Origin of the sequence: Neobacillus sp. NPDC093127 (assembly GCF_044754175.1) — a bacterium.
Classification (GTDB): domain Bacteria; phylum Bacillota; class Bacilli; order Bacillales; family Cytobacillaceae; genus Neobacillus.
In genome coordinates this window covers 578,647-605,015 of the sequence record NZ_JBIVOP010000001.1, presented here as the reverse complement: position 1 = coordinate 605,015, position 26,369 = coordinate 578,647, and the positions used below count along the sequence as shown (strand labels likewise).

Below are 26,369 nucleotides of genomic sequence, written 5' to 3'. Positions count from 1 at the left end.
TGAGTTCTCTTCTTTTTCTTTATATTAGTTAAAGGTTTGGAAAAGTATAAAAATTTGCTAAAATATAAAAGGAAATAAACATGCAATTAGCGTCTAAGGGGATGAAACAATGGGATTTACAGAGAAAATCGATCAATTAAAGCAGGAGATCGGCAAGGTTATCGTAGGAAAGGATTTGGAAGTTGAGTTAATGGCCATTTCCGTTTTATTTAATGGACATATTCTATTAGAAAGTGTCCCAGGAACAGGAAAAACAATGCTCGCCAAAAGCTTTGCAGCCGCAGTCGGCGGAAAGTTTTCGAGAATCCAGTTTACCCCGGATGTTCTTCCTAGCGATGTAACCGGGATTCAGTTTTTTAATCCAAAGGTGCAGGAGTTTGTGCTTCGGCCGGGCCCAATTATGGCAAACATCGTTTTGGCGGATGAAATTAACCGGGCAACACCTAGAACCCAGTCCAGTCTATTGGAGGTAATGGAAGAAAGGCAAGTAACCATCGATGGCATAACTGTACCGTTAGAAGAGCCCTTTATGGTGATTGCTACCCAAAATCCAGTGGAATCCCAGCAAGGGACCTTTTCATTGCCTGTTGCGCAAATGGATCGATTTTTTATCAAAATAAAAGTGGGTTATCCAGATTACGAGGATGAAAAAAGAATTATGCAAATTCATCGCGGCAATCAAAAAATTGACCCTATTGTCCAAGTATTTTCGATTCAAGAAATAGAGCAATTAAAAACAGCAATAAATAGCACGCAAATTTCAGCGGATATCGAAGAATACCTTTTATCGATTGTAAGAAAGACACGCGAACACAATAGCATCGAGCTAGGTGTCAGCCCTCGAGGAACATTGGCGCTTATGAAAGCTGCACAAGGAAAAGCTTTTTTAAATGGACGTACATATGTTACACCAGATGATGTGAAAACAGTCGCCCCATTTGTGCTGGGACACCGAATTTTTCTTTCGATTGAAGGGTCACTGACGAAAACAGCAGAAACAATTATCGAAGAAATTCTTGATTCGATACCTGTCCCGGTAGAAGCAGGTACAAATGGATGAATTGGAAAAAATATTCGGTAGAAGATCGGAAAATTCCGGGTATTAGCAGCTTTGCCATCATCCTCATTATTGTAAGTCTTTATATTCAATCAAAATTAGTGCTGTTCCTTGCCGTTTTTTTCCTAATTGTCGCTTTCTGTAATCAGCTTTATTTAAAAAGGGCGGGAGAAAAGCTCTATTTTGATAATCTGTCTGAAAAAAATCATTTTTTTATTGGCGATAAAGGCGAATGGTTCTTAACGTTTCGGAACGAGGGGTTTCCGATTTTAAAAGCTGAGTTGAAGATTTATTTTGATTATTTTGTGTCGCCAGATGAAGAGCAGCAGGAAACAAGTCATTCTTCCATGTATGAGATGTCGATTCCTTTTTCGTTATTTACCAATCAAGCAAAACAGGTAAAAATTCCCTTTACAGCGGCACGGCGGGGAATTGCCAGGATTCGCTCCATCGAGTTTCGTGTTCCCAGTCTGTTAGGTTTTGGGGAAACCATTCTAGAATCCAAATATTTCGTGAAACAACAAGCAGTAGTCTATCCGCTGCCTATTCCTGTAAAAGGTTTAAAGGAACAAATCTCTGTCCTTCAAGGAATCCATGTTGTCCCGACTTCTGTTTATGAGGAATTGCTTGGTCCCGTTGGAACAAGGGACTATGTGCCCTCCGACAGCTTTAATCGAATTCATTGGAAAGCCAGTGCCAGAAAACAGGAGCTCCAAACAAAAGTATATGAACGAATCGCGGAAAAAGGCTGGAATATCGCGCTTAATGTTTCCGATGGACATTCGATTACAGGAAATCTTGAAAAATTACTTAGCAGCATCACGGAGTTTGCCTACTATGCTTTCCATAAGCAAATTCCCTACTCGCTTTGCATTAACGTTCGTACGGCTGGGAGCACTCCATTTCTTTATCTTCCATTAGGAGAAGGGAAAGAGCATTTACAAAAGGTATTAGAGACACTCGCTTCAGTTAGTACACAAAATACAAGTCTGCCGTATGATTATATGCTTTCCTTTTATAGCAGGCATTTAACCGCCCAGCCCTATTTCATCCATGCTGGGATTAAGACAGTCGACACCAAGAGGATGCTGCTTGGGATATCGAAAAAAGGAGCAAAATTATTTGAATTGAAAATTGAACAGGAGTTTGGCTTATTAAGTGAAATGGTCATTCACCAGGAAAGAAGGATGCTGCTATGATGAACCGTGTGGCGGCTGTTACCTATCAATTTATTTTAGAATTCATCTTAGGGATGCTTTTTCTATTTTTAATTTATATCAATAAAAACGAGTATCCACCTGTCCTGATATTGGCAGTATTGTGTATCAGCAGTATCATTCTTTTTTCGCTGCTGCTTGCAAAATTTCACAATAACGGAAAATGGCTTTATTTTGTAACCATTTTACCATTAATGTTATTGATCGGGTTTCAAACAGGACTGCCACTTTATGGCGGATTAGGACTCGGATTGCTTATTTATTGGCGGGGGCTTTCCTTGTTTGATGATGTTTCAGAACGTTCTGAAGCCCTTTTGCTTCTGCTTTCATTCATAATTGGTTTGGCTGCGATCATTTATTCAGCCATGAGTAAGTATCCTTTCCAAAGTGAAATCATTATATTGCTTATCACACAGCTAGTAATAGTGCTTCTTGGCGGATTTTTTAGAAAATGGAATTCGATTCAAACAGATAAAGCCAAGTTTGCCGTTTACTTTTTAAAAGTGATTGCAGCGGTTATGGCGATTGGGGTAATCCCGGCTGTTTTACTTAAATACATTCAAATGATTTTATTTGGAGTTTTACATTTCATTGTCATCCTTTTATCGGCAGTTTCGGAACCTCTTTTTGGGGTTCTGGACTATCTGTTACGTATAAACAGGAATGAAGGACGAAAAGCGAATATAAAAACCGGCACCGGTTTGCCTGATGAATACCAACCGCCATCCTACGAAAAGACAGAATATACTTTGTATATTCTACTAATCCTGGCGGCCGTTGCATTTATCATCTTTCTGTATAGAAAGAAATTCACGAAGAAGGATTTTTCCGTCGCTCATTCAGCTGTTGTTTCTGTTTCAGAAGGTACGTATGGGTCAATTCAATCAAACCTTTTCCGCCGTCGGACCAAGCCGCCGGAGGATAATATTAGACGAGAAATATTTGAATTAGAAAAATACGCTGTCAAGCTAAAGTTAGGCCGGCTTCCGTTTGAAACACTTGATGAATGGTGGCAGCGGGTCGGTTTATCAGCCTCGTCTAAAGCGATCGCCATCTATGAAAAGGTCCGTTACGGGGAGGGAACATCCTCAATTGAGGAACAAACCATGATGAAAACGGAAATTCACCAATTAAAACAGCAATTAAAAGAAATCTATAAAAGTTTAAATGATAAGAAGAAAAAATCCAAACCTAATTAAGTACTGATTAGAGATCAGGCACGAATCGTATATTGCTTTTTTAAATAAAAATTATTTGCAAATCGGTTTCCATATAGTAAAATAGGTTTTAAGTTAATAAATTGGCTGGAGATATGGAGAGACCACGAAAACGTTACCGATTGTAGGTAATGTCTTTGTGGTCTTTTTTTATTTCCGATTCTTTTATCTACGCATATTAAATATAAGGGCTTCATAATCGGGAGGAAAACACATTGAATTTTTCAAATTTAAATCGCAAAGAAATTGTTAATAAATTGAAAAGTGACACATATGACGTACTGGTTATTGGCGGTGGAATTACTGGGGCTGGCATTGCCCTGGATGCCCAGTCCAGAGGAATGAACACAGCACTTGTTGAGATGCAGGATTTTGCCGCTGGAACGTCCAGCAGATCAACGAAACTTGTCCATGGCGGGCTTCGTTATTTAAAACAATTGGAAGTAAAAATGGTTGCGGAGGTTGGGAAGGAAAGAGCAATCGTCTACGAAAACGGTCCGCACGTGACAACACCCGAATGGATGCTGCTTCCATTGCACCAGGGAGGGACCTTCGGTAAATTCAGTACTTCAATTGGCTTGCTCGTTTATGATTTCTTAGCCGGAGTAAAAAGGTCTGAACGGCGGAAGATGTTATCCATTGAGGAAACTTTGGCGAAGGAGCCGCTTGTAAAAAGGGCTGGTCTAAAGGGCGGAGGCTATTATGTTGAATACCGCACAGATGATGCCAGGCTGACGATGGAAGTAATCAAGGCTGCGGCTGCAAGAGGGACAATTGCCTGTAATTATACAAAGGTATTGAGGCTCATCTACGAAAATACAAAAGTGGCCGGTGTCCTTATCGAAGATCAGTTAACCGGTGAAAGATATGAGATACATGCGAAAAAGGTTGTCAATGCCGCTGGACCTTGGGTTGATTCCATTCGTGAACTGGATCAATCCAAGAAAGGAAAAACAATCCAATTATCTAAAGGTGTCCATCTTGTCATTGACCAGTCCCGTTTTCCCTTAAAACAAGCCATTTATTTTGATACACCAGATGGCAGAATGGTCTTTGCCATTCCTAGAGATGGAAAGGCGTATGTAGGTACAACTGACACATTTTATAATGAAGATGCGCTAAATCCTGGCATGACGATTAGTGACCGCAGCTATATCATCAATGCCATCAATTACATGTTCCCTGAAGTGAAAATCAGCGAAAAAGATATTGAATCAGGCTGGGCTGGAGTGCGTCCGCTTATTTATGAGGAAGGGAAAAAGGCATCTGAGATTTCGCGGAAGGATGAAATTTGGGAGTCCAATTCCGGGTTAATAACCATTGCAGGCGGTAAATTAACGGGTTATCGCAAAATGGCTGAAACGATCGTAAATTTAATAGCTGCCAAATTTCAGGCAGAGGAAGCAAGAAGCTTCTCATCATGCCAAACAAAGCATTTGTCGATTTCAGGCGGCAATGTCGGTGGATCAGCAAATTTTCATACCTATGTTGCCCAACAAATCAGTAGCGGTACAGAAGCCGGGTTAACTAAAGCGGAGGCTGAACGGTTAGCAGCCATCTACGGCTCAAATGTTGAGATTGTTTATGACCTAATTAAGCAGAATAAAGATGCCGCCGCTAAATCCCAGCTACCGCTCGATTTATTTGCACAGTTAGTTTATGGAATAGAGCACGAGATGATTGCCACACCAATTGACTTCTTCAATCGCCGGACCGGTGCAATTTTGTTCAATATTGATTTAGTTGAAAAGTGGAAGAAACAAGTGACGGCTTACATGGCGGAAAGACTGGATTGGACCGAACAGGAAATGAAAAGATATAGTATATCTTTAGAAGAAGCCCTACTCGCTACAATTATCCCTGTTGACCAAGAAAACGAATATCCTCATGTTCTGGACGGAAATGAATAAAGAAAGCTGTCGACTGCGACGGCTTTCTTTTCTTCTAAAGGGGAATAGCAGGAATGAAAATGAATGTTCTTGACGTTTTTGTGAACATTGGCGAATCCTGAGTATTTAAGTTGTTTGAAAATGATGAAAATGCTATTCTAGCATTTGGGTGAAAAATCGATACATGATTGTTTTCCTTTAGGTAAAAATACGAAATGGATTAACCTTTTACATCATTAACCTAGTATTGATTTAGTTGACTAAATGAGAAGAAATGTTTATTTTTAAATGAAGCAAGTAAAATTTTAGATAACTATTAAAGGAGTTTGATTTAACATGGCAGAAAAGCAATTTAAAGTAATCGCAGATACTGGAATTCACGCAAGACCGGCAACTTTATTGGTACAAACAGCAAGCAAATTCGATTCCGAAATTACTTTAGAATATAAAGGGAAAAAAGTGAATTTAAAATCGATTATGGGTGTTATGTCACTTGGGATTGGCCAGGGAGCGGACATTAAGATTGCTGCGGAAGGCAGTGATGCAGACCTTGCACTAAGCAGCCTTGAAGAAACATTGAAAAAAGAAGGTTTGGCTGAATAATGACTTTTTTATCAGGAATAGCCGCTTCAAATGGGATTGCGATTGCCAAAGCATACCGTTTAGTTGAACCGGACCTCTCTTTTGAACAAATAAAAATCGATGATGCTGCCGAAGAGGTTGAACGCTTCCGTCAAGCAATGAACAAATCCAAAGCAGAACTAGAAGCGATTCGTGACCGGGCCAAGATCGACCTCGGCGAGGACAAGGCTGCGATATTTGAAGCACATCTTCTTGTACTTAGTGATCCGGAATTAAACACACCGATTGAAGATAAGATCACATCTGAACATGTGAATGCAGAATCAGCCCTTAAAGAAACGGCTGACATGTTTGTCATGATGTTTGAACAAATGGATAATGAATATATGAAAGAACGGGCAGCGGATATCCGTGATGTGACCAAACGGATTCTTTCTCATTTATTAGGAGTTCAAGTAGTGAATCCAAGCATGATTGCCGAAGAAGTGATTATTGTCGCAGAAGATTTAACCCCTTCTGATACCGCTCAATTGAACCGGCAATTTGTTAAAGGCTTTACGACGAACATCGGCGGACGGACATCCCATTCAGCGATTATGGCGCGTTCTTTGGAAATTCCTGCTGTTGTCGGCACCAAGACGGCGACTGAAGCCATTAATAATGGGGATTTAGTGATTGTTGATGGTTTAAAAGGTGAAGTCCATATTAACCCTACACCTGAACTTGTTGAACAATATCGAAATATTCACGAAGAATACGAAGCTCAAAAAGCGGAATGGGCGAAACTCGTCAATGAACCTACTGTCTCAGCTGATAACCACCATGTTGAATTGGTCGCCAATATCGGTACACCGAATGACTTAAAAGGGGTTACCGCAAACGGCGGGGAAGGTGTCGGACTGTATAGAACTGAATTCCTTTACATGGGTCGAGACCAGCTTCCAACCGAGGAAGAACAGTTTGAAGCCTATAAAGCAGTCTTAGAAGGAATGGCAGGCAAACCAGTTGTGGTTCGGACCTTGGATATTGGCGGGGATAAAGAGCTGCCATACCTGGAATTACCAAAGGAAATGAATCCATTCCTAGGCTTCCGCGCGATTCGCTTGTGTTTAGAAGAGCAAGGGATTTTCCGTACCCAGCTTCGTGCCTTATTACGGGCAAGCTCTTATGGCAATCTAAAAATCATGTTCCCGATGATTGCAACGTTGGATGAATTCCGAGCAGCTAAAGCGATTCTTGAGGAAGAAAAGCAAAAGCTTCTTACTGAAGGGCAGAAGGTGGCCGACAAGATTGAACTAGGGATCATGGTGGAAATTCCATCAACCGCGGTTTTGGCTGACCAATTTGCAAAAGAGGTTGACTTCTTTAGTATCGGAACAAATGATTTAATCCAATATACAATGGCTGCAGACCGGATGAACCAGCGTGTCTCTTATCTATACCAGCCATATAGCCCATCAATTTTACGCTTAGTGAAAATGGTCATTGACGCATCACATGCGGAAGGAAAATGGACAGGTATGTGCGGGGAAATGGCCGGTGATGAAACAGCGATTCCGATTCTTCTTGGCCTTGGCCTTGACGAATTTTCGATGAGCGCCACTTCGATTCTAAAGGCTCGCTCCTTAATCCGGAACTTGAAAAAGTCTGACATGGAAAAACTTGCACAAGAAGTGCTAAATATGCAAACAACTTCACAGGTTATCGAAGCAGTTAATTTAGCAACGAAAAAATAAATTGTTAAAGGATCAACATTATGTAATGTTGGTCCTTTTTCTTTACCTATTTCCAAGTGTTTCCTTTCATAATCTTGTATAATATAGGTATGGACTAAAATGGAGGAATAGAAACTTGAATATTTTTTTCCTTCATCAACCTTTCTTTACGTTTATCACCAATATATTTTGGCTATGGTAAAATTATAAGGGAGTGTTATCAATGCGAATTAATATTCGAATCGTGAAGTTTTTAGTCTTAGGTATTTTTTGTTTCTCGTTTCTGAGCGGATGTGGAATGCTATTTTCTAATGAATTGATTGTTAATCGTTATGCAGATGCGCTGCTCACAAAAAATAATGAGCTACAATTCCGCTTTCGCATTAACAATGAAATCCTTGATGGGGATCAATTATATAAAGTGAAAGTCAGCATCCACGATGAAAGGCTTGCTGCGGCGATTGGTAAACGGGAAATTGTTTATGGCGAGGACCAAGTATTGAACGGTGAATATTTAGAAGTAAAAGGAAAAAGTGAGAAATATATTTTTATGGACCCCATTCCCTTAAAGAAAGATTTACATATTGATGAGCTCAAAAGCATGATTGAGCAAGATCAGGCCGTTTCTATCGAAGTGTTTAATAATGAGGAAGTATTTGGCCGTGTCTTTTTAACAAACTTTTCTTCCGAACTATAATAACGGTTTATCTTTGATTTTTTTGGGTAACATTAATATGTGCATAAATTTGGAGATGGAGCACGAAGACTTGGACGACTGGGACGTCCCGGTCTTTTTTTATTCTCAAAAAAAAATGATAGTGCTAAAATAAAAGAAAATATCCAATGAGGGGATGGATTCATTTGTTTACTCCAGAAACTACGGTAATTGGCTTTATTGGAATTGGTGTGATGGGGAAAAGTATGGCGGAGCATTTGCTAAATGCCGGCTATCCTTTGGTTGTTTATTCACGAACAAAAGAAAAAGCAGCAGAATTGTTGGAGAAAGGTGCCGAATGGGTAGAAACGACAAAGGAAGTGGCGGAAAAGGCTTCCGTTATTTTTACGATGGTCGGTTACCCGAAGGATGTTGAAGAAATCTATTTAGGTGAAAACGGGTTAATTCAAAATGGGAGAGAGGGGAGTTATTTAATTGATATGACCACCTCCGCACCATCACTCGCTGTAAAAATCTACGAACAGGCGAAGAAGAGAGGAATCGAGGCTATTGATGCGCCGGTTTCTGGGGGAGACGTGGGGGCGAGAGAAGCAAAGCTCTCCATCATGGCAGGCGGTGAAGAAGCTGCCTTTACAGCGGTTCACCGTCTACTTGAGTTGCTAGGAACAAATATCGTTTATCAAGGAGCGCCGGGAGCAGGGCAGCATACGAAAATGTCTAATCAAATCGCGATTGCCTCCAACATGATTGGTGTCTGTGAAGCCATCATTTATGCCGAAAAAGCAGGCCTAAATCCGGAAAATGTCTTGAAAAGTATTACAACGGGAGCAGCCGGAAGCTGGTCATTAAACAATCTCGCCCCAAGGATGCTCCATGGAAATTTTGAACCGGGCTTCTATATAAAGCATTTTATTAAGGATATGAAAATAGCCTTAGATGAGGCTGAACAAATGGATATGGAGGTTCCCGGGTTAGCATTGGCAAAGTCGCTTTATGATCAATTAGTTGAACGAGGGGAAGAAAATAGCGGTACCCAAGCCCTCTATAAATATTGGAAATACTAAATTGAGAATGAATAATTTCCTCCTGCCTTCAAGAAACTATGATGGAATCTTGAAAATAGGAGGAATGGTTAATGGCAAAACGGACAAAGAAGAATGATGCAAAACAAAAGAATAAAAAGGGTTTTGATTCTGCTGTTTTAAATGAAGAGTTTGCCCATGAAATGGGTTCGGCAGCGGCCAATCAACTTCATAAGGAAAAGGCTAAAAAGGAAAAGGCATCAAAGAATGATGGGGAATATAAAGGTCAATAAAGCTAACCCTCACTTTTTAAGTGAGGGTTAGCTTTTTCTCATCTTTTAAAAACTGCTCAATCCGATCTAGGCCAAGCTTTAACGTTTCCATGGAACAGGCAAAGGATAACCGGAAATAGCCTTCGCCATAATCGGAAAATGCACTGCCTGGAACAACCGCTACCTTTGATTTCTTCACAAGCAGAAGGGCAAAGTCAAAACTGTTTAATGGAATGAAATCTGGAATTTTAATAAAGAAATAAAACGCCCCATCAGGTTTGACGACTGTTAATCCCATTGAAATTAACCGTTGATAAACATATTCCCTTCTCGCCAGATATTCCTTTTTCATGGTAATAGCGTCATCCATTCCTGTCGTTAACGCCTCATATGCTGCCTTTTGAGCAATGGAATTGGCACAGGACACATTGTATTGGTGAACCTTTAAAATGTGCCTAGTAATGTTTTCCGGCGCAAATAAAAAACCAATTCTCCAGCCGGTCATGGAATGGGACTTGGATAACCCGTTAATTACAATCGTCTTTTCTTTAATAAAGCTCGCAATTGATTTGTGAGGCTGATCAAAGGTAAGCTCGCTGTAGATTTCGTCGGCTAAAATAAAAATATCCTTTTCCCTAAAAAACGCGGCCATTTCTCTCAGTTCTTCTTCAGAGAGACTTACTCCAGTCGGATTCGATGGGTATGGAAGGACAATACACCGAGTTTTATCTGTGATAAATGGTTTAATCAACTCTAAAGTAAAGCGAAAATGATTTTCGCTTGTATCAACATGGACTGGGATAGCGCCCATCATCCGGATAATCGGTTCATATCCAGGATAAATCGGTCCGGGCAGGATGACTTCTGCCCCCTCTGATAAAATCGTACGAAAGGCAATATCAATTGCTTCGCTTGCCCCCATGGTCACAATCACTTCTGATTCAGGTTTATAGTGTAAATTATATTTTTTTTCAACAAAATCACAGGCTGCCTTCCTTAATTCAATTGTACCGGCATTATGAGTATAGGAGGTAAAGTCCTCCTTAATTGCCTCAATTCCCGCCATTTTTACATGCTCCGGGGTTGGGAAATCAGGCTGCCCTATGGTAAAAGAAATCAAGTCATCCATATGGGAAACCAGATTAAAAAATTTCCGAATTCCTGAGATTTCGATATTTTTTACTCGCTGATTAATCAAGTGCTCCAATAGTGTTCATCCTTCCGTATCAGGAATAATCTAGATGTAGAATATATTGATTATAGACTATTTTTCACTAAAGGTTCTACATTTCTAGCAAAGGATTAACAAAAATTATCACATCATTTATAAAATATTTTAAAAAAAGAATAATTGAACCGCTTCTAATGATATACTTATATTCGAATTTTCAATATTATCTTGGAGGAATTCGATGGAACCCTATTCTTTAGAAAAACAGTCAGTAAAGCAAGTGAAGTACGGAGGATTTTGGATTCGTTTTGCCGCCTATTTGCTAGACTCTGTCATTATCTCAATCCCACTAACTATCCTTATGATTGTAATTATGGTTTTTGGGTTCGGCACAATGGATGTATTTACGGATCCGGCAGCGTTCGAAACCGGAGATATTACCGATCAGCAAGCAATCTCGTTACTATTATTGACCCTGCTGATGGTCCTGATAGGAGTGATTGCCAGCACCGCCTATTATGCGGGCATGCACGCATCAAAATGGCAGGCAACTGTTGGGAAAAAACTATTAAAGCTGAAAGTAACAGACCTGCAAGGGAACCGAATTTCTTTTTGGCGCGCATTTGGGCGGTTAATGGCAATGAGTTTTTTATCGGGAATATTTTATATTGGCTATATCATGGCCGCTTTTACCGAAAAGAAACAATCATTACATGATTTAATTGCCGGAACGGTTGTTGTAGAAGATAATTAAAATAGAAAAGCGCAAGCGCCCTGTTCAGCGGTGTATGGCCTGGAGCACTCCAACTGAGATAAAGGAAACACGGTGAGCGCTAGCGAACCGATGTTGACTTATCGTAGGGCGGAGTGCGAAGGACATTAGCCGCTAGGGCGCTGGAGCTGGACAATTCTAAACAAAAAGCCAGGTGCATCCTGGCTTTTTGCGATTATTAGGAATATCTTTCGCCTAATTTTTTGAAAATCGGTTTTTGGTAGGGTCGCTGGTTTTTTCGCGGATTTGAAGGCGGCTGATCGAAATCTGAGATACCAGTATAGGTTTGTAATAATGCTTTCGCTGTATTTAGTGAAAGGGTTGCTTTTGGGTTTCTTACATGGCCATCCAATTTACCAAGATGGGGGAGCTCATGAAAGTCCGTTTTAGTTGGAGGAATATGAAAGGTATATTTTCCACATTCAACGAGTACATCTGATTGCTGTTGACTATTTCTCGGATTTTCAGAAAAATGGAGACCTACCTTTTTTGCTTTACCTTCTTCAATCAATTTTTTTAATGATTCTTGTTTTAATTTGTACAAAAATTTGGGGTTCGGTGCTGTTTTTGCATGGCGATTCACAATAAAAACTGCTTGAGCGAGGTTTTCGATGGTTAGGTTTACACTTTTAAGGGGGTATTTCTGATCGGGATTCAAAATATGTTCTCCTTTCTATCTTTTAAAACAATTATATTATACCTTTATTTCAGGGAAATAGAAATACAACAAAGGATTTTATTTTCTGATAAGACTAGTTGATTTTTTTGGTATTGAAATATAATCAGGGCAGTATTAGGATTACTAAATCCATTCCATACTATGAAAGAATATAAAACTTTAGTGAAATAATCCTTATTTTCAATAAATTACTTTCTTTCAGTTAATTTCATTGTAAAATAGAAATACTAGAATGTAAAAACATTATTGTGAAAACAGGGAACTTTTTCTTTTGAAGGATGATGATATGGATTATTTAAATAGATTATTAGCCAACGAATTAGAATTAGAAAATACAAGTAATCTTATTCAGAAAATTATGTTTGATATTATTTTTCAACATGTTCAAGACATGGTTTTTGTTATGAAGGTGGAAAAGGGACCAAAATTTCGTTATTTGTTTGTCAATGAATCAGGGATGCAGAAAGCAAAACTCTCAATTGATGCACTGGGAAAAACTCTGCAAGAGGTTCTTTCGATGGAAATTGCCAAATCTCTACAGAAGAACTATGAGAAATTATTAAGGAAAAAAGAAATTTTCATGTTTGAAGATCAATTCTTTTTTGATGGAGGAAGGAAAATCCACGGGGAAACCATTTTAACCCCAGTTTATAACGATGAAAAATCGATTAGTTACATCGTTGCTGTTACGAGGGATATTACCCAATGGTCAATTGAAAAAAATAAAATCATAGAAAGCGAACAAAAATATCGTTCTATTGTTAATAACAACTTAGACGCGATATTTAGGATTAGCCCCGAAGGAAAAATTCTCGAAGCTAATCCTGCAGCTGCATTAATGACTGGATATTCGGAAAAACAAATGACCAATCGAAACATTTATGATTGGATTATTGACCAAGATTTGGAGAAATTTAAAACCTTATTAGAAAAGACTTGTTTCGGATATGCACTTGAGTCGCTGGATTGCAAAATCATGCATCGCAAGGGATCACAGCTAATCGTCCATATAAAGACTGTTCCCATCGTGGTCCATGAAGAAATTAACGGACTTTATGTCATATTAAAGGATTTATCGGACCAGGCTAAAAATATGGAAATGATTAAATTTATGGCTTTTCATGACCAGCTTACCGGGTTGCTTAATAGAAGAGCGCTGCATGAACATTTAAATGAATATATTTTTTCTCCATTTTCCAAAACAAACGAGTTTGCTTTAATTACCATCGATTTGGATCGGTTTAAATATTTAAATGATACACTGGGGCATTTAGCAGGCGACCAAATATTAAAACGGGTTGCAGAACGATTATTGCGGTTTCAAAATGATCAGTGCTTTGTTTATCGCGTTGGTGGAGACGAGTTCAATATTTTACTATTACATAGCGGACGCAAGAAGGCTGATTTATTTGTACGAAAGGTATTTTCTTCCTTCTCACAATCCTTTTATTTAAATTCTCAAGAATATTTTATTTCGCCAAGTATTGGGATTAGTATGTATCCAAACGATGGAAAGGATGCTGAAATGCTAATCAAGAATGCAGATGAGGCGCTTTATCGTGTAAAGGAAAGAGGGAAGGCGCATTATCAATTTTACCGGACAGAGATGAATTCTGTCATTACCAATGTTGTTACATTAGAGACACATTTACGAAAAGCAATTGATAAAGCTGAACTTAGCCTATATTATCAGCCCCAAGTAAACACCACAACCGGAGAGGTGAAGAACTTTGAAGTCCTCCTCCGCTGGAAAGATAGGGAGTTTGGCGATATTTCCCCAAGTACTTTCATTCCATTGGCTGAAGATACAGGACTGATCATTTCAATTGGGTATTGGGTTATTGAAAATGCCTGCAAGCAAATAAAATCCTGGAATGCCAAGGGGTATAATGATATTCATGTTGCTATTAATATTTCACCTAAGCAATTCCAGCATCCAAATCTTGTTCAGTTTATCCAGTCCATGATTAAAAAATATAATATCCAGGCATCTTCTATAGGAATTGAAATAACAGAAGGTGCCATGAATGATACGAAGGAAACGATTCCAATCCTAAAGAAAGTGAAAGAATTGGGGATTTCAATTTCTGTAGACGATTTTGGGACGGGATACTCATCATTAAATTATATTAAGCAGTTTCCAATAGACGTCTTAAAGATTGATCAGTCCTTTATTAGGGATATCCTTGTTGATGAAAAGGATGCGGCGATTACATCGACAATCATCCACTTGGGAAAAAGCCTTGGGCTTGAAGTAGTTGCTGAAGGCGTAGAGAATCTGAAACAAGTAGAGTTCCTTTCCAAGGCCAAGTGTCATAAAATACAGGGGTTTTATTATTCTAAACCGCTTCCGGCCGATGAAATTGAATTACAATTTTTAGCTAAAAAAAGCTAAAGCAATAATCTTTATCAAAAAGCAAAAAATCCTTATCAAATGCAGATAAGGGTTTTTTTAATCGGAATTTAAGGTGAAGATGGTTAACTCTGGTACTGCCATAAAGCGAAACGGAAGCCGTGTGGTCCCTATTCCCCTGTTTACATAGAGGTTTAACGGATTGTCCACCCCAATCGTATAAAGCCCTTCTGGATAATTTCTTGCAAATGGCGGCTTGACAAGTGCTCCGATAAATGGGATTTTTACCTGTCCGCCGTGACTATGTCCACTGATTTGCCAGTGAATTGGATAATTGGCAGCATCATCTGCAAGGTCAGGTGCATGTGACAATAATATGGTAAATCGATTATCAGGCACATTTTTCAGAGCCAAAGGCAAATCAGGTTTCCCTAACATCGCATCATCAATTCCAAGCAGATAGATGCTGCCGCCGTCCTTCCGTTTTATGGCTGTCGATTCATTCAGAAGAACGGTGAAATTTGTGGTTTCCATAATATTTCGGTAGATTTCGGAACCATAGCCTCCGTGGTCATGGTTGCCAAAAATGCAGAATTTCCCGAGTGGGGCATGTAATTGTTCTAACAATGGAACAAGTTGATTCATTTCCCTATATTTATTCGGCTCGTCCATTAAGTCACCGGTAAATAAAATAACATCAGGTTGAAGCTTATTAATTTTATTAATTAACTTTTTGAATTGGGTAAGATTGTATTGAAACCCTAGATGGGTATCGCTAAATTGAACTATTTTCATTCCATCAAAGCTTTTAGGGATTAATGGATGGTTGATTTGCTGCTGCTTGATATCAAGTAGTGTGGGCTCAATTCGATTGGCATAAAGGTAGCCCCCCGAACCCAATCCGAGAACAGTAAGAAAGGATCCAAATGTTCGTTTCAGAAACGTTCTTCTCGTCAGTTTATTTGCCATTATTTTCCCCAGCCTTATCTTTTTTCTATCTATAAAATAAAAGAGTCCATAAGTATTTTCGTTAAAAATAGACTATATTGCAAGAGAAAAGTTCACTAGTAGTTTATTATTCGAAAAAATTAAAAACATGCTAAAAAACAGCCCAATAATATTTGGGCTAGGATGTGATTGTATCCTTCAAGTAATAATGGTATCCTTTTGGAAAAGAACGAGAATCATCAGTGAAGCGTATTATATAGTGAGAAAAAATTTTTGGAGGTACTTGGATGGATGCATTGGAAATCCTATCGGATCTTGAAAATTGTTTTCCGTATTTTCAACCGATTTTTAGTGCCGATGAACAACGTGTAATTGCCTATGAGGTACTGGGAAGGTATCAATCAGAGGGCAATATTACAAGCTTAGGTCCCTTTTTTCAGGATGACCAAATTCCTGATGAATACAAGTTCGAAGTGGATTTACTGTTAGTTAATAAGGCTCTGAATAAAGCCCTTGAGCTCGATGAGGATGTTAATATATTTTTAAATCGAAATGCCGAGTTATTAATGTATCGGAACGGCGAACCATTTTTACAGGAGCTTTTAGCATTTGAAACAAAAGGATTAAATTTAAAGCGGATAGTACTCGAAATTTCCGACCGGAACTACCATGGGGATCTAGATCAATTTGATCATCTGCTGCAATATTACCGGACGTATGGTATTAAAATTGCCATAGCAGGTATTGATAACGAAAGTCTCTATTTTGAACGAATCGGACAGCTCGAACCTGATATTTTAAAAATTAATCTTCAGGCATTGAAATCTACGGCAACGGGGATGAATTTTAATGATGTCCTATTTTCTTTGTCACTTTTGGCAAGGAAAATCGGGGCAGCGCTATTGTTTGAAAATATTGAAATGAGTTATCAGCTTCAGTTTGCATGGAAAAACGGCGGCCGCTATTATCAGGGCTACTACTTACATCCTCCTTCAAGTGAGTTCGTTGATCGGGATCTATTAAGACATCGCTTAAAAGAAAAATTTCATGACTTTATTTCCTATGAAAAGAGAAAATTAGAAGCTGTCTTTACTACATCAGAATATTTTCATGCAAAGGTTCAGGAAATGGTCTTCAAAAATAAAAAGGGCGGCTACGAAGAATTATTTCTCGTGTTAATAAAGGAAATGGATCAAATTGCTTTTCGCATGTATATTTGCGACGGAGATGGATTTCAAAAGTCAGCCAATATTTTTAACGGAAAGAATGGCTGGATAACACAGTCCGAATATTTGAATAAAAATTGGAGCTGGCGTCCTTACTTTTTGGAAAATATCATCAAAATGCGTCACGAACAAAAGGGAATCCTGTCTGATTTGTATTGTGATATTGAAACGGGTGAGACAATCCGAACTTTTTCATTTCCAATGAACGGTAATGAATATTTATTTATCGATTTAAGCTATCAGTATTTATTCGAACATGACCAATTACTTTAAGTATGAACCAGTATAGAAATATTCACTTTATTATTTTAGGTCTCAAGCTGATGAGACCTATTTTTTATATACAAAATAGAAAAAAATAGCTAATTTTTTTATTTTTACTTGGACAAATGGGGAGCGTTATTTTATTCTTTTAATATTGGCATAAAAAATTCTAATGTAAAATTCTAAAAAAGAATCCATTAGGATAGAAACATGCCAAATGAGAAACATAAATGTAGATAGTTTGTTTGTGTTTAAAAGGAGGAAAAGTCTATGTCACAGCTTCAAGGCATATTAACAAGATTAAAAAACCTGCAGGAACAATCAAATAGTGGTGAGCCGGCACAGCGCTATTTCGAGGTAAATGGAGAAAGAAAGTGTCAAGTAACATTTCATCCAAAAACAGAAACATTTGAATTAGAAATATACAACGAGAAGGAAAAGCCTAAAAAATATCAATTTGATAATATTGATATGATTACCATCGAAATTTTTGACTTGATTCAATAGGAACCTTTATGGGTTCCTTTCTTTTTTATCAACTGTAATATGAAATTTAAACCAGAGCCCCGAATACTATGTTAGAATATGTCTGAAGGAAAACAAATATTAGGGAGTTTTCGGCGATGATCAGTCTTCCCAGTGGAGAATTTTTGGAATTAACGATAACAGATTTAATGATACCATCAGAGCGGGTTGCACATGTGCAAATCGGAAACAGTCTTGAGCATGCCTTATTGGTGCTGACGAAAAGCGGATATACAGCAATTCCCGTCTTAGATCCACAATACAAGCTGCATGGGTTAATTAGTACGCCTATTATTATGGATTCTATACTAGGTCTTGAAAGAATTGAATTTGAACAGCTTGAAAACAAGCGAGTGGAAGAGGTCATGAAAGGGTCGATTTCACGAATAAAAATTTCTGCGTCAATTACTACTTGTCTAGAATTACTTGTAAGCCAACCGTTCCTTTGTGTTGAAACTGAAGATGGATTTTTTGCAGGAATTTTGCCGAGGAGCACAGTATTAAATCAATTAAATAAAATTGTAAAAAGGTTTAAAAAATAGAAACATGACTTTAGCTCCCAAAAAGGGAGCTGTATTTATTTAAAAAGAGGGCTGTGTTAAAAGTGAATGTTGATTTCCGTTCCAGGCGCGAGCGGTTCGCGGGGCGGGCGGTGAGCCTCCTCGGCGCTAAAGCGCCTGCGGGGTCTCACCTGTCCCGCTGCTCCCGCAGGAGTCTCGCGCCTTCCACTCCAATCAACATTGTGGTCAAAATCACCAATATCCTTTAACACAGCCAAAAAGATAAGAAACGGCTTTTTGAAGGAGGGTCCCCTTGTCTTCGTTATCAGAATTTCAATTATTATCCGTTTTAGCCCAAGAAATGAATATGCGCAAAGCCTCAGAACGGCTGTTTGTCTCACAGCCAGCCCTGTCTCAGCGCTTACAGACTATCGAAAAAGAATGGGGTACAAAGCTATTTATCCGCTCGCAAAAAGGTCTGGCACTTACCCCTGCAGGTGAACAAGTAATTGATTTTGTAAACGACGTCCTAAAAAAACAGGAGAAGGTTCGTGAAACCATTTATTCCCTGCAATCCGGGGTGTCAGGCACCTTAAAAATTGCGGTAGCTTCTATTGTTGGTCAGAATTGGCTTCCACAGGTTCTCAAGAAGTTTATTGATAAATATCCACAGGCGAAAATTTCTCTTGTGACGGGGTGGAGCAGCGAAATCCTTAAATGCTTATACGATGACCAGGTCCATATCGGAATTATTCGTGGAACCCCTGACTGGAAAGGCGTAAAGGTTCATCTCTTTAATGACCCGCTTTATTTAGTTGACCGGGAAATCACCAAACCTGAAGAGGTATTGAATACTGACCGCCCCTTTATTCAATTTAAAAGTGATTCGACATATTACCAGGAGATTCAAGATTGGTGGATGCGGAACTTTAAAACATCACCGAAGAGAACTGTTGTAGTTGATCAAATTGAGACGTGTAAACAGATGGCCTTTAATGGAATTGGGTACGCTATTTTACCTGCGATTACTTTAACCAAAACGGAAAGGGATATTTTTAAAATACCGCTTTTGGATGAGAATAACGAACCGCTTAAACGTGATACATGGCTGCTGGGATATGAATCTGCCTTTCAATTAAAGCAGGTTCAGGCATTTGTGGAATTAATCAAGGAACATATCGCCGAATCTTCAGATAGCTAGTGCTGTTTTTCTTGTTTTCAGCTCTTTTGTTTGTTAAAGTATTTTCTAGTACATATTTATAGGGGGACAAATCTAATGAAAATGATGGATGCAAATGAAATTATTTCTTTTATTCAAAATAGTAAAAAGTCTACACCAGTGAAGGTTTATTTAAAAGGCGAGCTAGAAGGTATTGACTTTGGAAGCAGTGCCAAAGCCTTTATTAATGGAAATACGGGTGTTGTCTTTGGCGAATGGTCTGAAATTAATTCGGCGTTAGAAGCTAATAAGTCAAAGATTGAAGATTTGGTTGTTGAAAATGACCGCCGGAATTCAGCTATTCCATTATTAGATACAAAACATATTAATGCCAGGATTGAGCCAGGTGTGACTATCCGTGATCAAGTAGAAATCGGTGACAATGCTGTCATTATGATGGGTGCTGTGATTAATATTGGTGCAGTAATCGGTGAGAAAACAATGATTGATATGGGCGCTGTCCTTGGCGGCAGAGCAACAGTCGGTAAGAACTGCCATATCGGTGCAGGAACCGTTTTAGCAGGTGTAATTGAACCGCCATCAGCACAGCCAGTAATCATTGAAGATGACGTGCTAATTGGTGCCAACGCGGTTGTTCTTGAAGGAGTAAGGGTCGGAACCGGTTCTGTTGTTGCTGCAGGGGCAGTTGTAACAAAAGACGTAGAACCATATACTGTCGTTGCGGGAACTCCTGCTAGAAAAATTAAAGATATCGACGAAAAGACAAAGTCAAAAACAGAAATCATGCAAGAACTTAGACAATTATAAGCTAGTGAGCAAAGCGTGGAGGTATTTCCACGCTTCTTTTATAGAAAGGGAGGGTAAAGATGAACCCTTTGATCAAAATTCGCCGTGACCTTCACCAAATTCCCGAAATCGGATTTCAAGAATTTAAGACACAGGCCTACTTATTATCTTACCTAGAGTCATTACCTCAAGAGCGGGTTACCATTAAAAAATGGCAGACTGGCTTGCTTGTTAAGGTTCATGGTTTAAATCCAAGAAAAACAATTGGCTACAGGACAGATATAGATGGACTTCCAATTAGTGAACAAACAGGTTTGCCTTTTTCGTCTGTACATGAGGCTAGGATGCATGCCTGCGGCCATGATTTTCACATGAGCATTGCTCTTGGGGTTTTAACCTTTTTTGTAGAAAATCCTATCGTTGACGACGTTGTCTTTGTTTTCCAGCCTGCTGAGGAAGGACCAGGCGGGGCGGAAGCTATGTTGAAATCGGCTGAAATGCAGGAATGGATGCCGGATATGATTTTCGCCCTCCATATTGCCCCGGAGTATCCGGTGGGAACAATAGCTGTAAAAGAAGGTTTATTATTTGCTAACACCTCTGAATTGTTTATTGATTTGAAAGGTAAGGGAGGGCATGCAGCTTACCCGCACCAAACGAATGATATGGTGATTGCTGCCTGTTCGCTCGTTAATCAGCTCCAAACCGTTATTTCAAGGAATGTCGACCCATTAGATAGCGCGGTGATTACCATCGGGAAAATAACCGGGGGCACAGTCCAAAATATTATCGCTGAAAAAGCCAGGCTGGAAGGAACAATTCGGACATTATCACCCGAATCAATGGGTAAGGTTAAGCACCGGATTGAAGCGTTAGTGAAAGGGATAGAGACTGGCTATGAATGTGAAGCTTTCATCGATTATGGTTCGATGTACCACCAAGTATATAACACAGAGTCGATTACAAAAGAATTTATCAATTTTTTACATCGGGGAACGGATGTAGAGGTAATCGAATGCAGGGAAGCTATGACGGGAGAAGATTTTGGTTATATGCTCAAGGAAATTCCAGGATTGATGTTTTGGCTTGGTGTTGAATCACCATTCGGGCTGCATCATGCTAAATTAACTCCAAATGAAGCTGCAATCGATGTTGCTGTAAAAGTAATGACAAGCTATATTTCATTTAAAGGGAATCAATAGTAAGTAAGGCGTTTTATTTTGTTCTGTTGGTTAATTATGCTAAAATGATAGAGAATTAACCGAAGATTGTTACATATTGTCGTTTATTCTTAAGGAAAATAGGCAAAACTTATGAAGGGACAATGTAGGTTATAATTAATAATAAGTATTTATTTAAAATAATTATAATTTAACATTGATTATTAATAAGTATTGTCCTATAATAAGTATTGTGAAAACCTTAGTAAATAAGAATTGCTATCAAAACTCATTTAATTAATTATCTGGAGGGATTCGTAATGCCTGAACGTATGGTAGGTAAACAAGCACCGCGATTTGAAATGGATGCCGTTATGCCGAACAAAGAATTTAAAAAGGTTAGTCTTGAAGAAAATATGAAAAACGATAAATGGACAGTATTGTTCTTCTATCCAATGGACTTTACGTTTGTATGTCCAACTGAAATTACTGCCATGTCTGACCGTTTTGAAGAATTTGACGATTTAGATGCAGTTGTAATTGGTGCATCAACTGACACAATTCACACACATCTTGCTTGGATCAAAACAGACCGCAAAGAAAATGGACTTGGTGATTTAAACTACCCATTAGCAGCTGATACAAACCATGTTGTCGCTCGTGACTATGGCGTGCTAATTGAAGAAGAAGGCATTGCCCTGCGCGGTTTATTCATCATCAACCCAGAAGGTGAAATGATGTATTCTGTTGTTAACCACAATAATATTGGCCGTGACGTTGATGAAACTTTACGTGTGCTTCAAGCATTACAAACTGGCGGTCTATGCCCTGCAAACTGGAAGCCTGGACAAGCAACATTGAACGTATAATTTTTCATTAACAAGGAGATAGACCTAACCATAATAAGCGTTAGGTCTTTTTTAAAATAGGGGGTTAAATAATGAAATTACGTGAACCAATGCCCGAGTTAACTGGTGCAGTGGAATGGCTGAACGGCGAAGTGGCTAGAGAGGAGTTAATCGGCGACAAACCAACCCTGATTCATTTTTGGTCGATTAGCTGTCACTTATGTAAAGAGGCGATGCCTCAGGTCAATCAATTCCGTGATGATTTCAAGGATAAATTAAATGTTATTGCCGTTCATATGCCGCGCTCTGAAAATGATTTGAACTTGGAAGAAATTAAGCAATCAGCTGCTGAACATGGAATCAGTCAACCGATTTTTGTCGACAGCGATCATAAATTAACGGAAGCCTTTGAAAATCAATATGTGCCTGCCTACTATGTATTTGATCGTGAAGGCAAGCTCCGCCATTTCCAAGCCGGCGGAAGCGGGATGAAAATGCTCGAGAAACGGGTTAATCGAGTTTTAGATGAGGTAGAAAAAACAGAATAAGCATGACAAAAGATAGACTGCTCGTTGCTGCCAACGGGCAGTTTTTTTTTAATAAATAATGGAAAAAGGGTAGAAAAATATTTCGAAAACCGATATATTTAGTATTACGTGTTAATTCTAAAAATTTAAAATAGTAAGGAAAGGGGAGCGGGAAGTGGAGATATTCAAAAAGCTAAAGCCTTACTACTGGCCTTTTAAGAAATATTTTATTTGCTCGATGATGTTTTTATTATTGGTAACGGCGATAACGGTTGTCTACCCAATGATCCTGCAGCTCACCATTGATGAAGTGGTGCTGAAGGGAAAATATAATTGGATTCCATATTTGACATTCGGATTCATTGCGTTGATGGCTGTTAAGGGGGCGGCCACCTATATTAACCAGTATACTGGAGATCTATTTGGGATTACCTCTGTTTATAAAATGCGGAACTCTTTATATGAAAAACTGCAGTATTTACCCTTCAAATATTATGATAATGCGAAAACGGGCGACTTAATGTCGCGATTAACAGCGGATGTGGAAGGGTTTCGCTTTTTTCTATCCTTTGGTTTTTCGGAATTATTAAGGTTTTTGCTGCTAATTGCAATAAGTATTACTGTGATGGTTTATTATTCGGCACCATTAACAATTGTAACCCTCCTGACACTGCCATTCTTAGCGATTGTCGTTTACAAATTTGACCGTGCCGTCCATCCCGCCTTTAGAGGCATCCGTCAATCGTTTGGGCGCTTAAATACGAAGGTACAGGAGAGCATCAGCGGTATTAACACAGTGAAATCATTATCAAGGGAAAGCCATGAAATTGGTAAATTTAATTATTCAAATGGAGACTACAAGGAGCAAAATATTTTTACTTCCACTATATGGGCCAAGTACTTTCCTTTAATGGAGCTGTTAGGGAATATCAGTGTCGTGTTACTGTTGGCCTATGGCGGCAATCTGGTTATGAACGGTTCATTAAAGCCCGGGGAGCTTGTCGCCTTTTATAGCTTGGTTTGGTATATCATTTGGCCAATCGTAAACCTAGGCTTCGTCATTAACTTATTCTCACAGGCAAAGGCATCAGGTGAACGATTATTAGAGGTATTGGAAGCCGATAATGAAATCGAGGATTTACAGGCTTCTATTAAAACGGAGCGTCTTAACGGTGAAGTGGAATTTAAACAGGTTACGCTAAGATATGAAAAGGATTTACATGAGGCGCTCTTTGACATATCCTTTAAAGCCTTACCTGGGAAAGTCATCGGCTTAATCGGCTCTACTGGTTCAGGTAAAACAAGTATCACCCAATTAATGACGCGCTTCTATGAACCAAGTAATGGTGAAATCTTTATTGATGGGAAAGCGGTGAACCATTATTCACTCCGTTCTTTACGGAGCAGCATTGGCTTTGTGTTGCAAGAGTCTTTCTTATTTTCAACGACAATTAAAGAAAACATCTCATACGGACGGCCGGAGGCGACAATGGAACAAATCATAGCCGCTGCGAAACGTGCACAGGCACACGATTTTATCATGGAATTGCCGAAGGGATATGAAACGGTTCTTGGTGAACGGGGCATGGGCTTATCCGGTGGTCAGAAGCAAAGAATTGCTATTGCCAGGGCTATTTGCGTCGATCCCAGCATTTTAATATTGGATGATGCCACTAGTGCTGTTGATATGGAAACCGAATTAAACATCCAGAGGGCGTTAAAGGAGGTAATGAAAGGACGGACCACCTTTATTATCGCTCACCGTATTTCCTCACTAAAGCATGCGGATGAAATTCTGGTTCTTGAGGATGGCAGGATTGTCGAACGGGGAACCCACGATAAATTAATCAGAAACAGCGGTCCTTATCAACGAATCTATTCAATTCAATATCAAGACCAACAAGCAATTCTATCATCCCAGACTGGTTAAGGGGGGCTGTACATGAATGGAAAAAAGGCTCAAGCTAATGCGTTAAAACGATTCCACTATTCAACAGATCAAGTCATTGATAAGCCCTTTAACTGGGTACAAATGTCGAGACTGTTCAGTTATTTAAAACCTTATCAGAAAAGGTTGTTGCCGCTGTCCATCTTAATGGTTATCATCACAACCGCGGTAAGGCTGGTTATCCCGATTTTAATCGGGGTCTATACCCTTGATAAGGCAATCGTTAACAAGGATCAAAAGATGCTGATCATGCTGGTAACGATTATTGGCTTATTATATTTCATCTCCTATCTAGCAAATATTTATAGAATCCGCTGGATGAATGAACTTGGTCAAGGTGTGATTTACGATATCAGAAAGCACTTGTTCACCCATGTGCAAAATCTTTCTCATCGCTTTTTCGATCAACGTTCAGCTGGTTCAATCTTGGTAAGGATCATGAATGACATTAATTCGTTACAGGAATTATTCACGAATGGTGTTATCAATTCATTGATGGATTCTTTATTGCTTATTGGAGTTATGGCGGTATTATTCTCGTTAAGTCCATCGCTTACCGTAGCGATTATGATTATGCTCCCACTAATGTTCTTTATTTCAACTAGTTTAAGGCGCAATATTCGGCGCTCTTGGCAAATGGTGCGCTTAAAGCAATCAAAATTAAATTCGCATTTAAACGAAAGTATTCAAGGAATTCGCATCACACAATCCTTCACCCAAGAGCAAGAAAATATGGCCTACTTTGAAGGGGTTAACCACGAAAACTTTGAAAGCTGGAGAGTGGCGTCAAAAAAGAATGCTATGTTTAGACCGCTTGTAGAAATAACGAATGCAGTTGGTACCGCCGTGCTCATCTGGTATGGTGCCCATCTCATTCAAACAGACTCGATTACCATTGGGGTATTCGTCTCCTTCGCCTTTTATCTTGGGATGTTTTGGGAACCGATTTCAAGGCTGGGGCAGGTTTATAATCAACTTTTAATGGGCATGGCCTCCTCGGAACGAATATTTGAATTTTTAGATGAAAAACCGATTGTTTCTGAAAAGGAATCGGCAATTGATATCGGCGAGGTCAAGGGGCATATTCAGTTTGAAAAAGTGGTTTTCTCCTATGATGACAGTCGTGTCGCCTTAACAGGTATTGACCTTGAAATAAAAGCGGGGCAGACAGCGGCCCTTGTCGGTCATACAGGCTCAGGAAAAACGACGATTGCCAATCTTATTTCACGATTTTATGACCCGACTGCTGGAACGATAAAGGTTGATGGCTGCGATTTGCGGGATATTTCTTTAAAAAGCTTACGAGAGCAAATTAGTGTGGTCTTGCAGGAAACTTTTATTTTTTCGGGAACGATTATCGAAAATATTCGCTTTGGCAGACCAGATGCGACCGATGAGGAAGTGGTGCTGGCAGCAAAATCAGTGGGGGCACACCACTTTATCGAAGGATTACCGAATGGGTATCATACGGAAGTGGAAGAGCGCGGGAATATTTTATCTGTCGGTGAGAGACAGCTCCTTTCTTTTGCAAGGGCAATGCTTTCAAACCCAAGGATTTTGATTTTGGATGAAGCAACCGCAAGTATTGATACTGAAACAGAAATGCAAATCCAAACAGCGTTAAAAACATTATTAAAAGATCGGACGGCCATCATCATAGCCCATCGTCTTTCAACGATACGAGAGGCTAAACAAATCATCGTCCTAAAGTCTGGAGCCATCATGGAAAAAGGAAACCATCAAGAGTTAATGGATAGTAAAGGTGAATACTTCCAATTAGTGAAAACACAATTTCAAATGTTAAACGCCGAGTAAAAACAGCCTTCTGGCTGTTT

24 protein-coding genes are annotated in these 26,369 nt (G+C 39.1%); 21 read left to right on the top strand and 3 right to left on the bottom strand.

The window, feature by feature from the left end:
• Window positions 1-109 precede the first annotated feature (109 nt).
• From ACIQCO_RS03000 to ACIQCO_RS02960, 9 genes are all read left to right on the top strand, one after another.
• On the top strand, window positions 110-1,060 hold the full coding sequence (locus ACIQCO_RS03000; RefSeq protein ID WP_400425771.1) for an AAA family ATPase: 951 nt from the start codon (window positions 110-112) through the stop codon (window positions 1,058-1,060).
• The gene (locus ACIQCO_RS02995) at window positions 1,057-2,256 is read left to right on the top strand and encodes a DUF58 domain-containing protein (protein WP_400425769.1); all 1,200 of its coding nucleotides are present in this window, start codon (window positions 1,057-1,059) and stop codon (window positions 2,254-2,256) included. The genes ACIQCO_RS03000 and ACIQCO_RS02995 overlap by 4 nt, the downstream gene beginning before the upstream one ends.
• Window positions 2,253-3,473 (top strand): hypothetical protein, encoded by a 1,221-nt coding sequence (locus tag ACIQCO_RS02990; protein ID WP_400425767.1) that lies wholly within the window; start codon window positions 2,253-2,255, stop codon window positions 3,471-3,473. Before ACIQCO_RS02995 ends, ACIQCO_RS02990 begins: the two co-directional genes overlap by 4 nt.
• A gap of 233 nt (window positions 3,474-3,706) precedes the next feature.
• Window positions 3,707-5,401, top strand: a complete 1,695-nt coding sequence (locus tag ACIQCO_RS02985; protein WP_400425765.1) for a glycerol-3-phosphate dehydrogenase/oxidase — start codon at window positions 3,707-3,709, stop codon at window positions 5,399-5,401.
• Between the two features lie 315 nt (window positions 5,402-5,716).
• Window positions 5,717-5,983 carry a phosphocarrier protein HPr gene (locus ACIQCO_RS02980; protein ID WP_066084815.1) on the top strand — a complete coding sequence of 89 codons (267 nt, stop codon included), beginning with the start codon at window positions 5,717-5,719 and terminating at the stop codon, window positions 5,981-5,983.
• Window positions 5,983-7,698, top strand: coding sequence for a phosphoenolpyruvate--protein phosphotransferase (gene ptsP / locus ACIQCO_RS02975; RefSeq protein WP_400425763.1), 1,716 nt, complete (start codon window positions 5,983-5,985; stop codon window positions 7,696-7,698). Before ACIQCO_RS02980 ends, ptsP begins: the two co-directional genes overlap by 1 nt.
• Window positions 7,699-7,900: 202 nt before the next feature.
• Window positions 7,901-8,374 carry a hypothetical protein gene (locus ACIQCO_RS02970; protein ID WP_400425761.1) on the top strand — a complete coding sequence of 158 codons (474 nt, stop codon included), beginning with the start codon at window positions 7,901-7,903 and terminating at the stop codon, window positions 8,372-8,374.
• 164 nt (window positions 8,375-8,538) lie between these two features.
• Window positions 8,539-9,417 carry an NAD(P)-dependent oxidoreductase gene (locus ACIQCO_RS02965; protein WP_400425759.1) on the top strand — a complete coding sequence of 293 codons (879 nt, stop codon included), beginning with the start codon at window positions 8,539-8,541 and terminating at the stop codon, window positions 9,415-9,417.
• A 71-nt stretch (window positions 9,418-9,488) separates the two neighbouring features.
• Window positions 9,489-9,668, top strand: coding sequence for a hypothetical protein (locus tag ACIQCO_RS02960; RefSeq protein ID WP_400425757.1), 180 nt, complete (start codon window positions 9,489-9,491; stop codon window positions 9,666-9,668).
• 16 nt (window positions 9,669-9,684) lie between these two features.
• Here ACIQCO_RS02960 and ACIQCO_RS02955 read toward each other — a convergent pair whose 3' ends face one another.
• The gene (locus ACIQCO_RS02955) at window positions 9,685-10,854 is read right to left on the bottom strand and encodes an aminotransferase A (protein ID WP_400425755.1); all 1,170 of its coding nucleotides are present in this window, start codon (window positions 10,852-10,854) and stop codon (window positions 9,685-9,687) included.
• Between the two features lie 205 nt (window positions 10,855-11,059).
• Between ACIQCO_RS02955 and ACIQCO_RS02950 the strand changes: the two genes are divergently transcribed.
• Window positions 11,060-11,572 (top strand): RDD family protein, encoded by a 513-nt coding sequence (locus ACIQCO_RS02950; RefSeq protein ID WP_400425753.1) that lies wholly within the window; start codon window positions 11,060-11,062, stop codon window positions 11,570-11,572.
• A gap of 196 nt (window positions 11,573-11,768) precedes the next feature.
• Here ACIQCO_RS02950 and ACIQCO_RS02945 read toward each other — a convergent pair whose 3' ends face one another.
• On the bottom strand, window positions 11,769-12,248 hold the full coding sequence (locus ACIQCO_RS02945; protein ID WP_400425751.1) for a YkyB family protein: 480 nt from the start codon (window positions 12,246-12,248) through the stop codon (window positions 11,769-11,771).
• A 307-nt stretch (window positions 12,249-12,555) separates the two neighbouring features.
• Here ACIQCO_RS02945 and ACIQCO_RS02940 point away from each other — a divergent pair, with 307 nt between their 5' ends.
• The gene (locus ACIQCO_RS02940) at window positions 12,556-14,664 is read left to right on the top strand and encodes a sensor domain-containing protein (RefSeq protein ID WP_400425749.1); all 2,109 of its coding nucleotides are present in this window, start codon (window positions 12,556-12,558) and stop codon (window positions 14,662-14,664) included.
• Window positions 14,665-14,721: 57 nt separating this feature from the next.
• Here the strand turns inward: ACIQCO_RS02940 and ACIQCO_RS02935 are convergent, their stop codons facing one another.
• The gene (locus ACIQCO_RS02935) at window positions 14,722-15,591 is read right to left on the bottom strand and encodes a metallophosphoesterase (protein WP_400425747.1); all 870 of its coding nucleotides are present in this window, start codon (window positions 15,589-15,591) and stop codon (window positions 14,722-14,724) included.
• Window positions 15,592-15,857: 266 nt separating this feature from the next.
• Here ACIQCO_RS02935 and ACIQCO_RS02930 point away from each other — a divergent pair, with 266 nt between their 5' ends.
• The 10 genes from ACIQCO_RS02930 to ACIQCO_RS02885 all read left to right on the top strand — a co-directional run bounded on the left by ACIQCO_RS02930 (window position 15,858) and on the right by ACIQCO_RS02885 (window position 26,349).
• Window positions 15,858-17,069, top strand: coding sequence for an EAL domain-containing protein (locus ACIQCO_RS02930; protein WP_400425745.1), 1,212 nt, complete (start codon window positions 15,858-15,860; stop codon window positions 17,067-17,069).
• Between the two features lie 261 nt (window positions 17,070-17,330).
• On the top strand, window positions 17,331-17,567 hold the full coding sequence (locus tag ACIQCO_RS02925; RefSeq protein WP_024029051.1) for a YkuJ family protein: 237 nt from the start codon (window positions 17,331-17,333) through the stop codon (window positions 17,565-17,567).
• Window positions 17,568-17,683: 116 nt separating this feature from the next.
• Window positions 17,684-18,127, top strand: a complete 444-nt coding sequence (cbpB, locus tag ACIQCO_RS02920) for a cyclic-di-AMP-binding protein CbpB (protein ID WP_400425742.1) — start codon at window positions 17,684-17,686, stop codon at window positions 18,125-18,127.
• Between the two features lie 271 nt (window positions 18,128-18,398).
• Window positions 18,399-19,286 (top strand): transcriptional regulator CcpC, encoded by an 888-nt coding sequence (locus tag ACIQCO_RS02915; RefSeq protein WP_400425740.1) that lies wholly within the window; start codon window positions 18,399-18,401, stop codon window positions 19,284-19,286.
• A gap of 75 nt (window positions 19,287-19,361) precedes the next feature.
• Window positions 19,362-20,072 carry a 2,3,4,5-tetrahydropyridine-2,6-dicarboxylate N-acetyltransferase gene (dapD, locus tag ACIQCO_RS02910; protein ID WP_400425738.1) on the top strand — a complete coding sequence of 237 codons (711 nt, stop codon included), beginning with the start codon at window positions 19,362-19,364 and terminating at the stop codon, window positions 20,070-20,072.
• A 59-nt stretch (window positions 20,073-20,131) separates the two neighbouring features.
• Window positions 20,132-21,253 (top strand): N-acetyldiaminopimelate deacetylase, encoded by a 1,122-nt coding sequence (locus tag ACIQCO_RS02905; RefSeq protein ID WP_400425736.1) that lies wholly within the window; start codon window positions 20,132-20,134, stop codon window positions 21,251-21,253.
• A gap of 278 nt (window positions 21,254-21,531) precedes the next feature.
• Window positions 21,532-22,080 carry a peroxiredoxin gene (locus tag ACIQCO_RS02900; protein WP_066084862.1) on the top strand — a complete coding sequence of 183 codons (549 nt, stop codon included), beginning with the start codon at window positions 21,532-21,534 and terminating at the stop codon, window positions 22,078-22,080.
• 71 nt (window positions 22,081-22,151) lie between these two features.
• A complete protein-coding gene (locus ACIQCO_RS02895; RefSeq protein WP_400425734.1) occupies window positions 22,152-22,607 on the top strand; it encodes a TlpA family protein disulfide reductase in 456 nt (151 codons plus the stop codon).
• 154 nt (window positions 22,608-22,761) lie between these two features.
• Window positions 22,762-24,516 carry an ABC transporter ATP-binding protein gene (locus ACIQCO_RS02890; RefSeq protein ID WP_400425732.1) on the top strand — a complete coding sequence of 585 codons (1,755 nt, stop codon included), beginning with the start codon at window positions 22,762-22,764 and terminating at the stop codon, window positions 24,514-24,516.
• 12 nt (window positions 24,517-24,528) lie between these two features.
• A complete protein-coding gene (locus tag ACIQCO_RS02885; protein WP_400425730.1) occupies window positions 24,529-26,349 on the top strand; it encodes an ABC transporter ATP-binding protein in 1,821 nt (606 codons plus the stop codon).
• The last annotated feature ends 20 nt before the right edge of the window (window positions 26,350-26,369 follow it).

What these genes read in the sequence shown, in the direction of transcription:
- cbpB (WP_400425742.1), top strand. Translation starts at nt 17,684, where the DNA reads ATGATCAGTCTTCCCAGTGGAGAATTTTTGGAATTAACGATAACAGAT.
- ACIQCO_RS02950 (WP_400425753.1), top strand. Translation starts at nt 11,060, where the DNA reads ATGGAACCCTATTCTTTAGAAAAACAGTCAGTAAAGCAAGTGAAGTAC.
- ACIQCO_RS02995 (WP_400425769.1), top strand. Translation starts at nt 1,057, where the DNA reads ATGAATTGGAAAAAATATTCGGTAGAAGATCGGAAAATTCCGGGTATT.
- ACIQCO_RS02990 (WP_400425767.1), top strand. Translation starts at nt 2,253, where the DNA reads ATGATGAACCGTGTGGCGGCTGTTACCTATCAATTTATTTTAGAATTC.
- ACIQCO_RS02930 (WP_400425745.1), top strand. Translation starts at nt 15,858, where the DNA reads ATGGATGCATTGGAAATCCTATCGGATCTTGAAAATTGTTTTCCGTAT.
- ACIQCO_RS02960 (WP_400425757.1), top strand. Translation starts at nt 9,489, where the DNA reads ATGGCAAAACGGACAAAGAAGAATGATGCAAAACAAAAGAATAAAAAG.
- ACIQCO_RS02885 (WP_400425730.1), top strand. Translation starts at nt 24,529, where the DNA reads ATGAATGGAAAAAAGGCTCAAGCTAATGCGTTAAAACGATTCCACTAT.
- ACIQCO_RS03000 (WP_400425771.1), top strand. Translation starts at nt 110, where the DNA reads ATGGGATTTACAGAGAAAATCGATCAATTAAAGCAGGAGATCGGCAAG.
- ACIQCO_RS02935 (WP_400425747.1), bottom strand. Translation starts at nt 15,591, where the DNA reads ATGGCAAATAAACTGACGAGAAGAACGTTTCTGAAACGAACATTTGGA.
- ACIQCO_RS02905 (WP_400425736.1), top strand. Translation starts at nt 20,132, where the DNA reads ATGAACCCTTTGATCAAAATTCGCCGTGACCTTCACCAAATTCCCGAA.
- ACIQCO_RS02970 (WP_400425761.1), top strand. Translation starts at nt 7,901, where the DNA reads ATGCGAATTAATATTCGAATCGTGAAGTTTTTAGTCTTAGGTATTTTT.
- ACIQCO_RS02940 (WP_400425749.1), top strand. Translation starts at nt 12,556, where the DNA reads ATGGATTATTTAAATAGATTATTAGCCAACGAATTAGAATTAGAAAAT.
- dapD (WP_400425738.1), top strand. Translation starts at nt 19,362, where the DNA reads ATGAAAATGATGGATGCAAATGAAATTATTTCTTTTATTCAAAATAGT.
- ptsP (WP_400425763.1), top strand. Translation starts at nt 5,983, where the DNA reads ATGACTTTTTTATCAGGAATAGCCGCTTCAAATGGGATTGCGATTGCC.
- ACIQCO_RS02925 (WP_024029051.1), top strand. Translation starts at nt 17,331, where the DNA reads ATGTCACAGCTTCAAGGCATATTAACAAGATTAAAAAACCTGCAGGAA.
- ACIQCO_RS02895 (WP_400425734.1), top strand. Translation starts at nt 22,152, where the DNA reads ATGAAATTACGTGAACCAATGCCCGAGTTAACTGGTGCAGTGGAATGG.
- ACIQCO_RS02980 (WP_066084815.1), top strand. Translation starts at nt 5,717, where the DNA reads ATGGCAGAAAAGCAATTTAAAGTAATCGCAGATACTGGAATTCACGCA.
- ACIQCO_RS02900 (WP_066084862.1), top strand. Translation starts at nt 21,532, where the DNA reads ATGCCTGAACGTATGGTAGGTAAACAAGCACCGCGATTTGAAATGGAT.